9 protein-coding genes are annotated in these 11,759 nt (G+C 68.7%); 5 read left to right on the top strand and 4 right to left on the bottom strand.

Annotated elements, in window-relative coordinates; all coding sequences use genetic code 11:
• Window positions 1-47: 47 nt before the first annotated feature.
• Window positions 48-1,208, top strand: coding sequence for an aminotransferase class V-fold PLP-dependent enzyme (locus KZX42_RS15050; protein WP_248120625.1), 1,161 nt, complete (start codon window positions 48-50; stop codon window positions 1,206-1,208).
• On the opposite strand, the gene KZX42_RS15045 is transcribed toward KZX42_RS15050, so the two are convergent.
• A complete protein-coding gene (locus tag KZX42_RS15045) occupies window positions 1,209-2,111 on the bottom strand; it encodes a hypothetical protein (protein ID WP_248120623.1) in 903 nt (300 codons plus the stop codon).
• A gap of 447 nt (window positions 2,112-2,558) precedes the next feature.
• Between KZX42_RS15045 and KZX42_RS15040 the strand changes: the two genes are divergently transcribed.
• Window positions 2,559-7,424, top strand: coding sequence for an NAD-glutamate dehydrogenase (locus KZX42_RS15040; protein ID WP_248120621.1), 4,866 nt, complete (start codon window positions 2,559-2,561; stop codon window positions 7,422-7,424).
• 82 nt (window positions 7,425-7,506) lie between these two features.
• Entirely contained in the window at window positions 7,507-7,974 is a 468-nt protein-coding gene (locus KZX42_RS15035) for a universal stress protein (RefSeq protein ID WP_248120619.1), read from the top strand.
• Between the two features lie 21 nt (window positions 7,975-7,995).
• Here KZX42_RS15035 and KZX42_RS15030 read toward each other — a convergent pair whose 3' ends face one another.
• Together KZX42_RS15030 and timA are read right to left on the bottom strand one after the other, a co-directional pair.
• A complete protein-coding gene (locus KZX42_RS15030) occupies window positions 7,996-9,123 on the bottom strand; it encodes an MltA domain-containing protein (protein ID WP_248120617.1) in 1,128 nt (375 codons plus the stop codon).
• The gene (timA, locus tag KZX42_RS15025) at window positions 9,123-9,761 is read right to left on the bottom strand and encodes a TIM44-related membrane protein TimA (protein ID WP_248120766.1); all 639 of its coding nucleotides are present in this window, start codon (window positions 9,759-9,761) and stop codon (window positions 9,123-9,125) included. The genes KZX42_RS15030 and timA overlap by 1 nt, the downstream gene beginning before the upstream one ends.
• Window positions 9,762-9,971: 210 nt before the next feature.
• Between timA and secB the strand changes: the two genes are divergently transcribed.
• A complete protein-coding gene (secB, locus tag KZX42_RS15020; protein WP_248120615.1) occupies window positions 9,972-10,496 on the top strand; it encodes a protein-export chaperone SecB in 525 nt (174 codons plus the stop codon).
• Between the two features lie 7 nt (window positions 10,497-10,503).
• Window positions 10,504-11,469 carry a DMT family transporter gene (locus KZX42_RS15015; RefSeq protein ID WP_248120613.1) on the top strand — a complete coding sequence of 322 codons (966 nt, stop codon included), beginning with the start codon at window positions 10,504-10,506 and terminating at the stop codon, window positions 11,467-11,469.
• On the opposite strand, the gene KZX42_RS15010 is transcribed toward KZX42_RS15015, so the two are convergent.
• Window positions 11,466-11,744 (bottom strand): hypothetical protein, encoded by a 279-nt coding sequence (locus KZX42_RS15010; protein ID WP_248120611.1) that lies wholly within the window; start codon window positions 11,742-11,744, stop codon window positions 11,466-11,468. The genes KZX42_RS15015 and KZX42_RS15010 overlap by 4 nt on opposite strands.
• Window positions 11,745-11,759 lie beyond the last annotated feature (15 nt).

Below are 11,759 nucleotides of genomic sequence, written 5' to 3'. Positions count from 1 at the left end.
GGCTTGAGCGCTTGGTGACAGGCCGGTTTGGTCGGTAAAGAGGAGGGATGGCTTACAAATCCCTCTTCTCCCGCGCCCTGTCGGCGGCGCCGGATCGGCTGCATTTCGCGGCGCACAGCCATCATCTGTGGCCCGACGCCAGTTTCGAGGCCCAGCAGCAGGCGTGGCTCGACGCCAATCGGCACGCGGATCACAAGTGGGACCTGGTGTTCGGCCGGGTGATCCCCGAGGCCCAGGCCCACGTCGCCGCCGAGTTGAACCTGCCCTCGCCCGACAGCGTCGTCTTCTCCTCCAATACCCATGAGTTCCTGCTGCGCCTGTTTTCGGGCGTGGAGCGGGCGCCGGTGCGTATCCTGTCAACCGACGGCGAGTTCCACTCCTTCCGGCGTCAGGCGGATCGGTGGGAAGAGGTCGGAGCGGCGGTGGTGACGCGGGCGCCGCTGGCGCCCTTCGACACCTTCGCCGACCGTTTCGTCGCCGAGGCCCAGACGGGCGCCTACGACTGGATCGTAGTCAGCCAGGTCTTCTTCCGCACTGGCGGTCTGTTCGACCGGATCGGGGATCTCGCCGCCCTGGCCCGACCTGAAGGTCCGTGGGTTCTGGTCGACGGCTACCATGGTTTCATGGCGACCCCGACCGATCTTTCGGCGGTGGCGGACCAGGTCTTCTACGTCGCGGGCGGCTATAAATACGCCATGGCGGGCGAGGGCGCCTGTTTCCTGCACGCCCCGCCAGGCTTCTGCCCCCGGCCGGTCGTCACGGGCTGGTTCGCGGAGTTCGGCGATCTGAGCGGACCACCCGGCGGGGTCCAGTACCGCAGCGACGGCGGCCGGTTCTGGGGCGCGACCTTCGACTGTTCGGCGCTGTACCGCTTCAATGCGGCGCGACGGATGTTGGCCGCCGAAGGTCTGGACACCGCCGCCGTCGCCGCCCACGCCCGCGGCCTGGCCGCCCGGTTCCAGTCGGCGGTGATCGCGGGACGCGCTGGGCCGCTGTCCGAGGCTGAAATCCTCAATCCGGTCGAGGGCCTGGCGCCACGCGCCCGTTTCCTGGCATTGCGGCATTCCGACGCCCCCGCCTGGTGCACGGCCCTGAGACAGGCGGGCATCGTCACCGATGTCCGCGACGACGTCATCCGGTTCGGCTTCGGCCTTTATCAAGACGCCGATGACGTGGATCGGCTGATCGCCGCCTCGGCCGCCCTCTGATCAGTAGAAGGTGGTGTCTTCCTGCTGGGTCGGCGCCGGCGCCGCGCGCGGGGAGGGTCGTGAGGATGGGGACGATGGCCTGGTCGGCGTGTGTGTCGGGTTCTGCGCCTGGGCGGGCGGTGCGACGGGCGATCGGTTTGGCGCATCGACCGGCGGAATGGCGGGCAGGTCGGGATAGGGCATGGCCGACGTCGCGCCTTGCGGCGCGATCTGGTCTTCGTCGGGCCCTGGCGCCTCGTTGTTCGGCGCGCCCAGTCGATCCGGGGCCCCGACGTCGTCGCGGATGAAGGCCCAGGCCCGGCTGTCGGCGCAGCCGCAGGCCTTCAGAAATCCGTCCCTGTCGCGCCACAGGATCAGCGGATAGCTGAGCTTGACCCCGGACTCGCGCAGCAACCGGCCTAGCTGTTCGTCGAACCGGCGCCCGGCCTCGACCACGGCCGAGCGCGCCAGATTGCCGTCCGCCTGGGGCAGGCCGGCGGCGGTCCAACTGCTGGACGGGGTGGCCATCCAGCGTTCGTAAAGCGGCCAGTCCCGGCTCAGCCAAAGCTCGGCGACCGTGGCCCGTTCGGCGGCGGTGGACCGCGGCGTCCCCTCGGCATCGGGCCGGGCGAACAGGATGAACCGGGTCTCTACCCCCGCCGCCTTCAGCTTGGGCGCCTCGTCACGCAGATAGCGATGCCCGGACGCGCTGTCGCGATAGGTGACGATGTAGAGCGGCTGGCCCCCGCTGCCGTCCGACACCCAGGACGCCTCGTCCAGCAGCCTCTGCACCTCGCCGGGATTGCGGCTGATCGTGACGGGCTGGAACCTGGAATAGAAGTTCCAATAGGCCCAATAGCCCGCGCCCGCGAGCATCAGGCCGATCACCGCCGCGACGATGGACCCCATGATAAATCGACGCATATCGACCCGGTGCTCCAGCTTCACCTTTGAACGCGATCAACGCTTAACACTGAAATCCGTTGTCTGCGCCGTGGCGTGTTTCAGGCCGCCGCGCGGCGGGGCCAAAATGTCGCGAAAAATCGCGCGCGCGCGCCCTTGAACGGCGAAACGGCCTTCCCATCTCCCAGTTCGAAGCTGCGGGACACCCCCCCTCCGTACCGCAGCGAAGCGAGATCGGCGCCCTCCCCTCCCCTCCAGGCGCCGCTCGCGCAGGCCGCCGGACTCCCCCAGTCCGGCGGCTTTCTGCTTTGTGGCGCCGCACAATAATTCCAAGCTTATCACCGATCATTACAATGATCGGTCGCCAGGGGCTTCCCGCGCGACCGGTCCTGGCCTAGTCAGCAGTTGTGGCGCCACGTCGCGCCGCTTCTCCAGCGGCCCCGCCGCGTTGTTCGAGACTGCTCGTCCATGACCGCCCCCGATCTGCGCCAACCCGTCGTCCAGCCGATCACCGAGGCCGCGTTGGAGGCGGCCTTCGCCCGGATCGTCGGAACCGGGCCCGGCGCGACGGAGAAGGTCTATCTGGCCCAGGCGTACGAGGATTACGCCGCTGACGAGACGCCCGAACTGGGCGGCGAGGACCTGGCCGCCCTGCTGGCCGCGTCCTGGACGGCGGCCAGGGCCTATGGCGCCGAAGCGACGGCCCCGGCCATCACTGTCGGTCCGATGCATGGGGTGGACGGCAAGGCGCTGGACTATGACCTGGTCCGCATCGTCCAGGCGGACGCCCCCTTCCTGGTCGACAGCGTCATGGGCGCCCTGGCCGAGGCCGCCGTCTCGGTGCGCGCCCTGTTCCACCCGGTGGTCGATCTGGACGGTCGTCGCCTGTCGATCATCATGCTGGTCATCGACAGCGTGCCGCAGGAGCGTCGCGACGTCCTGGGCGAGGGCCTGGCCCAGAGCCTGGCCGACGTCCACGCCGCCGTCGCCGACCACGAGGCCATGACGGGCCTGATGCGCCAAGCGGTCCAGCGTCTGGAGACCACCCCGCCCTCGGCCGTCGATCAGGCGGTGCTGGACGAGAACATCGCCTTCCTGAAATGGCTGAAGAGCGACCATTTCGTCTTCCTGGGCGCGCGCGACTACGACTATCCGCGCACCGCCAACGGCGACTACGAGGCCGAGGCGCCTCTCAGCCAGTCCGGCCAGGGCCTTGGCATACTGGCGGACCCCGAGCGCACCGTGCTGCGCCGCGCGTCCGAGCCCGCGGTCCTGACGCACCAGATGCGCCGCCAGCTGGATCTGTCGGAGCCGGTCACGGTGGCCAAGGCCAACGCCCGCTCGCGCGTGCATCGCCGGGCTTACATGGACTACGTCGGGGTCAAGCGTTACGGCGCGGACGGCAAGGCGACGGGCGAAACCCGCTTCGTCGGCCTGTTCACGTCCGAGGCCTACGACCAGTTGGCGACCGAGGTGCCGCTGCTGCGCCGCAAGGTGGCCAACGCCCTGGCCCGCGCGGACAAGGCGCCGGGCAGCCACAACGAAAAACGCCTGAAGAACATTCTGGAGAACTATCCTCGCGACGAGCTTTTCCAGATCAGCGAGGACGAACTGCTGTCCATCGCCCTGGGCATACTGCATCTGTATGACCGGCCGCGCATTCGCCTGTTCTCGCGCCAGGATCCGTTCGACCGCTTCGTTTCGGTGCTGTGCTTCATCCCGCGCGAGAAGTTCGACGCGGCGGTGCGCGAGCGCATCGGCCAGATCGTCGCCCGCGCCTGGGGCGGCCGTATCTCGGCCTGGTATCCGCAACTGTCCGACGCGCCCCTGGTGCGCGTTCACTACATCATCGGCGTGACGCCCGGCGATCACCCGGTCCCCGATCCGGTCCAGCTGGAGGCCGACGTGGCCGAGGCGGGTCGCGGTTGGGTCGATCGCTTCGAGGCGGGCCTGCGCCGTTCGGGGGTGGAAGAGGTTTCGGTCGGGCCGGTCAGCGCCAAATGGGCGCGGGCCTTCGGCGCGGGCTACCGCGACCGCTACGACGCCGACGAGGCGGCGGTGGACCTGCAGTTCATGACCCGGTTGAACGACACCGGCGCGCCGGGGGAGGGGGAGCCCGTCGCCGTGCGCGCCTTCCGCAACCCGGACGACAGCCGCCTGCAGTTCCGCTTCAAACTGTATCGTCGCGGCTCGGCCGTGCCCTTGTCCGACGTTCTGCCGATCCTGGCCGACATGGGCCTGAAGACGCTGGAGGAATATGGCAACGCCATCCGTCCGCTGGGCGACACCGAGATCCACATCCATGAGTTCCTGATGGAGGATCCGCGCGGCGAGGCCCTGGTCTTCGACGATGTGAAGGGGCCGTTCGAGGACGCCTTCGCCGCCGTCTGGACCGGCCGCAACGAGAGCGACGGCTTCAATCGTCTGGTGGTCGAACTGGGCGTCGAATGGCGCGAGGCGGCCCTGATCCGCACCCTGGCCCACTATCGCCAGCAGACAGGCCTCGATCCGTCCCAGACCGTGCAGGAAGAGGCGCTGCGCGAGTATCCCGACGTGGCCCGCGCCCTGCTGTCGCTGTTCAAGGCCAAGTTCGAACCGGCCGTCGGCGGATCGGCCGACGACCGCGCTTCGGCCGTCGCCGAGCTTGAAGGCAAGATCGCCGCCCTCCTCCAGGAGGTGAAGAGCCTGGACCACGACCGCGCGCTGCGGCGCATCGCCGCCCTGATCGGCGCGATCAAGCGCACCAACTATTTCCAGTTGGACGCCGACGGTCAGCCCAAGCCGCACATCGCCATCAAGATCGCCTCGCGCGAGCTTGAGGACCTGCCCCTGCCCAAGCCGTTCCGCGAAATCTTCGTCTGGGCCCCGCATGTCGAGGGCGTTCACCTGCGCTTCGGCCCCGTTGCGCGCGGCGGCCTGCGCTGGTCCGACCGCCGCGACGACTTCCGCACAGAGGTTCTGGGGCTGGTGAAGGCGCAGCAGGTCAAGAACGCCGTCATCGTGCCGGTCGGATCCAAGGGCGGCTTCTATCCCAAGCAACTGCCCCGCACGACGGACCGCGAGGCCATCCAGGGCGAGGCCATCCGCGCCTATCGGACCTTCCTGTCCGGTCTTCTGGACATCACCGACAACATCGCCGCCGATGGTTCGGTGGTGCGTCCGGCCAATGTCGTCGCCTGGGAGCAGGACGATCCCTATCTGGTGGTCGCCGCCGACAAGGGCACGGCGACCTTCTCCGACATCGCCAACGGCGTCTCGGCCTCCTATGGCTTCTGGCTGGGCGACGCCTTCGCCTCGGGCGGGTCGGTCGGCTATGACCACAAGGGCATGGGCATCACCGCGCGCGGCGCCTGGGAGGCGGTCAAGCGCCACTTCCGCGAGATGGGCAAGGACATCCAGACCGAACCCTTCACCATGGTCGGCGTCGGCGACATGTCCGGCGACGTCTTCGGAAACGGCGCCCTGTTGTCCAAGGCCACGCGCCTGGTCGCCGCCTTCGATCACCGCGACATCTTCATTGATCCGAACCCGGATCATGTGACCGGATGGACGGAGCGCAAGCGCCTGTTCGACCTGCCGCGTTCGTCCTGGCAGGACTATGACAAGGCCCTGATCTCGGAAGGGGGCGGCGTCTTCTCGCGCTCGGCCAAGTCGATCCAGCTGACGCCCCAGATCAAGGCCGCCCTGGACATTTCAGACGATGTTCTGGACCCGATCAGCCTGATCCGCGCCATCCTGAAGGCGCCGACGGAACTGCTGTATCTCGGCGGCATCGGCACCTATGTGAAATCGCCCGCCGAGACCGACGCCCAGGTCGGCGACAAGGGCACGGACGCCCTGCGGATCAATGGTGACGAACTGCGGGTCAAGGTGGTGGGCGAGGGGGCCAACCTGGGCTTCACCCAGGCCGGCCGGATCGTGTTCGGCCTGAATGGCGGCCGCATCAACACCGACGCCATCGACAACTCTGCCGGGGTCGACACCTCCGACCACGAGGTCAACATCAAGATCCTGGTCGGCTCGGCCGTGACCAACGGCGTCCTGCCGATGGAAGAGCGCGCCCCGCTTCTGGCCTCGATGACCGACGAGGTGGGGCTGAAGGTTCTGGCGCATAACTACGACCAGACCCTGGCCCTGACCCTGCAGCAGGCGGAAGGGGCCGGAGCCCTGGACGCCCAGCAGCGGTTCATGCAGGCGCTGTCGGCGCGCGGCAAACTGGATCGCAAGGTCGAGGGCCTGCCCAACGACGTCCGCGTCAGGGAAATGATGGCTTCCGGGGTCGCCCTGACCCGCCCTGAACTGGCGGTCCTGACGGCCTACGCCAAGCTGGAGTTGTCCGACGAGATCGTGGCGTCGAGCGCGCCCGAGGATCCGTTCTTCGAACAGATTCTCGTTCGCTACTTCCCCGACGCTCTGGCCCGGTTCGAGCCGGAGATGAAGAGCCACCGGCTGCGGCGCGAAATCATCGCCACCGTCATGTCCAACGAGGTCGTCAACATGTGCGGCCCGACCTTCCCCGACCGCCTGCGCGGCTCGGCGGAATGCGACACCACGGCCCTGATCATCGCCTTCGAGGCCGCGCGCCGGGTCTTCCGCCTGGACCAGGCGTGGGACGCCGTTTCCGCCCTGGACCTGAAGATTTCGGCCGAGGCGCAGACCGCCCTCTATCGCGAAATCGCCGTGGTCTTGCGTCGCCAGACCTTCTGGATGGCCCGTCGCGCCAAGACCGGCGTCTCGGTCCAGGGGTTGATCGACCGCTATCGCCCCATCGCCGACGCCCTTCAGGCCGAGGGCGCGCCGGTGCTGTCGCGGTTCGAACAGGGGCGGCTGGATGCGCGGGTCAAGACCTTCGCCGACATGGGCGCGCCCGAGGATCTGGTGCGCAGCATCGCCATCATGCGGCCGCTGGTCGCCGCCTCCGACATCGGCGACCTGGCGCAGGAGGCCGGATGGCCGGTCGCGGCCATGGCGCGCCTGTATCACCAGGTCGGTGCGGCCTTCGATTTCGACCGTCTGCGCGCCGCCGCCGGCTCCATTCCGTCTGCGGATCATTTCGACCGTCTGGCCGTGCGTCGCCTGATCGAGGATTTGATGAACGAACAGGCCGCCTTGACCCGCGCCGTCGCCGGCGCCTCCGATCCGTCGGTCGGCGTCAGCGAGGATGCGGCCGAGGGCGCCGTGGACGCCTGGATCGGCTCCAAACAGGCGGCGGTGGAGGGCGTGCGCGCCTCGGTGGACGAGATCGAACAGTCCGGCTCGGGCTGGACGTTCGCCAAATTGACCATCGCCAACGCCACGATCCGCGACCTGGCCTCGGCTGCGACGCGGGGCTGATGCGGTTCTGAGCCAGAGGCGGCTTGACGGAATCTCCGTTCAGCTGCCTCTTCTCGTCCGACATCAGGCTGGGGAGGCCGCAATGCCGAGAAAATTCCTCGTCGTCGTCGACGACAGTCCCGAGTTCGAGGCGGCCCTGCGCTTCGCCTCGCGCCGGGCCAAGTCGACGGGCGGGCGCGTGGTCATGCTGCGCGTCCTGCCGTCCGACAGCGACGCCCACTGGTCGGGCGCGCGTGAAGAGATCGCCCGCCAGCAGCGCGAGGAGGCGGAAGGCCTGCTCAATCGCCTCGGCGAGGAGGCCATGGCCCGTTCGGGCGCCGCGCCCGTCTTCCTGATCGAGACCGGCGACGCCCAGGGCGCCATCAAAAAGGTCGTCGCCGCCGACCCCGACATCAAGATTCTGGTCCTGGCGGCCAGCGCGGGCTCGCGCGGACCCGGCCCGCTGGTCTCGGCCATCATCAAACACGGGGCCCAGATCGGCGGCCGCAAACTGCCCGTCACCATCGTCCCCGGCGAACTGACAGAGGATGAGATCGAGGACCTGGCTTAAGGTTCAGGAACGGGGAGGGGGTCAGCCCTTCGGAACCAGACGCCACATCCGCAAGGGGTGGCGCACGGTTCCGGCCTCGGCCCCCGCGGCGTCCCCACGCCCCATATAGAGGTCAGCCCGCACGGGACCGCGAATGGCCGAACCGGTGTCCAGCGCCATCGCCAGGCCGCGATAGCTGGCGCTGGCGCCGCGTAGATTGCCGCCGTCGGCCTCCAGCCAGACCAGTTCGCCATAGCGCCAATGGGCGGGATCGACCGCGATGGCCCGGCGTTCGGTCAAGGGCACGCCGGCCGCGCCGGCCGGATGGCCGTTATCGTCCGGGTCCAGACGGAAGAAGATGTAGCGCGGATTCAGCGCCATCACGGCCTGGGCCTGATAGCCCCGGTGGTCGGCCAGCCAGCCCCGGATCGCATCGCCCGAGGTGCCGTTCTGCGGCAGCAGTCCTTGCTGCGCCATCGGCCGGGCGATGCCGACGAAGGGCTTGCCGTTGTCGGCCGCGTAGGCGGCGCGGCCTCGCGTCCCGTCCTCGAACGTCAGATAGCCCGAGCCCTGGATCTGCAGGAAGAACAGGTCCTCGGCCCGCATCCAGGCCAGCGCCTGATCGGCCCGCGCGGCGGATTCGATATAGGCCCGGTCGCCCGCCGCGCGCGGATTGGCGGGCTTGGGCAGGACGGGGGCTGAAAACTCCGCGTCTGGCCGGCGGCGCGCCGGATACTCAGGCGCGAAATAGGAGGTCAGCAGGCCGGGCCGCCCGTCGGCGGTCGCCGCTGGCACGGCGCTGAAACTGGCCTCGAAGAAGGCCCGCGCGTCCGAGGGGGTGACGGTCATGGTCGTCGCCATGGCCTTGGCGCGGGCGCAGACCCTGCGCGCGGCGTCCTCACGCGCCGCGCCGCACCCGTCCACATAGGCGCGGAAGGCGGCCAGATGATCCTCGTCGTTCCATCCGGGCAGGACAGCGGGGCTCAAGGCGTTGGACGCCGCCGCCGGCGGTCCGCTCGGATTTGGCGATGGCGTATAGGGAACAGGCCCGCCGGGGATTGCGCCCGGCGTCGGCCGGTGCGGCGTCATCGGCGCCGACGAACAGGCGGCCAGCACCATCAACGCGGCCAGGCCAAGCGATCCGCCGCCCAGACCTCTCAGGCCGGGCATCAGGCGTTGGCCGGCTCGACGCGCGCCAGGACCCAGTTCGGATCGGCCGCCCCCAGGGTGCGCTCAAACGTCCAGTGTTCGGCGGTGCGGCGTTCCTCGACCAGCGGCTCGCCGGTCTCGGAATCGGCGGTCTCGCCCGAGGCCTTGGTGACCCGGCTGCGCAGTTCGGCCAGGAAGCGCACCTTGGCCACCGCCCGATCGCCCTCGGCCGTCGCCCCTTCCAGGTCGGCGCGGGGGGGGAACAGGAACTCGACCGATTCCGTCTCGCCGCGCGTCTCCCGCGCCGCGATGCCGGCTTCGAACGAGGCCATGACATTGGGCTTCAGCAGGGGCTTCAGGGCCGCCCGGTCGCCCGAGGCGTAGCCGCGCACGATGGTCTCATAGGCCTGTCGCGCCCCGTCTAGGAACCGCGCCGGGTCGAAGGCCGGATCACGCGCCTTCAGGGTGGCGACGGAGGCCAGGGTGGCGGGGTCGATGGCGGGCGCCGCCGGCGCCTCGTTCGGCGTCGGGCCGGTCACGGCCGCCTTGGCGTCCTCCTGCGGCTGACGCCCGACCCGCTTGCCCAGCACATTGTAAAGCTGGAACAGGACGATGGCCGCGATTACGGCGAAGACGACGATCTGGAATTGGACCGGCAGGTTCAAGGCGGAATTCCTGTAGCGGGCGACGGGCGCGCCGGACGGATGTCTGGCGTGATTAGGGTGTCATATAGGGCGAAGCAAGGCGAACCGCGCCCCCAATCGCGCGCGCGACATTGCGGCCAAGCGTCCCGGCATGGTAGTCGCGGCGCCTCATTGCCGCCTTATCGGCCGCCATCCGTTTCCAGAAACCGCTTCGAAGACCGCTCCATGACCGACGCCGCCCCCCCTGCTGAAGGCCAACCCCAACAAGGCGATCAGGCCCAGGCTCAGCAGGGCCAGCCCGCCGGCCCCGGCTTCCGCATCCTGGCTCAGTACGTCCGCGACTTCTCGTTCGAGAACCCGCGGGCCCCGGAATCCCTCCGCATCGACGGCAAGCCCGCCATCGACCTGGGCGTCGAAATGGCCGCCCAAGGCCGCCCTGACGGCCTGTTCGAGCTGGACCTGAAGCTGTCGATCAAGGCGACCCACGAAAACCAGCCCGTGTTCCACGTGGAACTGGTCTATGGCGGCCTGTTCCAGCTGGCCAATGTTCAGGAGCAGGATATCGAGCCGCTGCTGCTGATCGAATGCCCGCGCTACCTGTTCCCGTTCGCACGCGAGATCATCTCGGGCGCTACGGCCGACGGCGGCTTCTATCCTCCGTTCCAACTGGACCCCATCGACTTCGCCGCCATCTACATCGCGCGCCAGCAGCAGATCGCCCAGCAGCCCGTCGAAACCGGCCAGGCCTAAGCCGCTCGTGCCCGCGCCTGAACGGCCGGGACGCAAACGAACCCTAGCCGCCGGCGAGGACATCGCCGGCGGCATCGCCCTGCGGATCGGGGCGGCGGGCTGTTTCTCGGTCATGGCGGCGGTGCTGAAACTGGCGTCGCTGGACGGGGTCGTAGCGCCCGAGATGCTGTTTTACCGCGCCTTCTTCGGCCTGCCGGTCGTACTGATCTGGGTCATGACCCGCCAGGGCGGCCTCAGCGCCCTGTCTACCCGGCACCCCTGGGCCCATGTAGGCCGCAGCGCGCTGGGCATAGTGTCGATCCTGTGCGTGTTTCAGACGCTGACGCTGCTGCCTCTGGCCGACGCCACGACCCTCAGCTTCACCGCCCCCATCTTCGCCACCCTGCTGTCCTTCCTGATCCTGAAGGAGGCGGTTGGCGCGCGCCGCTGGGCCGCCGTCGCCGTGGGCTTCATCGGCGTGGTCATCGTCATGCGGCCCATTCCCGGCGTCATAGGAGCGGCGGATCACGCCGTGCCAGTCCAGGGCATCGCCTTCGGTCTTATCGCCGCCCTGCTGACGGCGGGCGTGACCATCACCCTGCGCCAGTTGCGCGACACAGAACACGTCGCCGCCATCGTCTTCTGGTTCTTCGTCGGTTCGTCGCTGGTCGGGGCGATCCTGCTGCCCATCGTCGGCCATTGGCGTTCGCCTACGACCTTCGCCCTGCTGGTCGGATCGGGCATCGCCGGCGGCCTGGCCCAGCTGTTCATGACCGCCTCGCTGCAGAAGGCGCCGGTCGCCGTGGTCGCGCCCTTCGACTATCTGCAGATCGTCGGCGCCATCGTCTTCGGCTGGTGGCTGATGTCCACGACCCCGACCCTCAGCACCCTGGCCGGCGCCGCCCTGATCGCCTCCAGCGGTCTCTACACCGCCTGGCGCGAACACCTCCGCCGCCGTCAGGCCCTGATCCAGTCGACCGCGCCGCTGGTTTAGCGCTGCTCGCGCACCTCCGTGGGTTCGAACAGCATTTCTGTGTCTTCTGGATCGAGATAGCGGCCCTTGGCGACCCGGCGCAGCGTGCGGCAGAACTCAGAACCATCCTTGCGGGAAATGCAGAGGTCTGCGCCGCACATACGATACAGGCCCTGTTCTGAGCCGCCCCACCCGCCGCGGAACCGATATCGACCGTCCGGCAAGAACGCATACACGCCCTCGTCCAGAACAAGGGATGTGACGGTCGTATTTTGAATCTCATCGATAGGAAACACTGACGCCGGGCATTT

The organism is Brevundimonas sp. EYE_349, assembly GCF_023147505.1.
Taxonomy (GTDB): domain Bacteria; phylum Pseudomonadota; class Alphaproteobacteria; order Caulobacterales; family Caulobacteraceae; genus Brevundimonas.
Note: the sequence above shows the minus strand (reverse complement) of the source record. Positions and strands in the feature narration are given on the sequence as shown.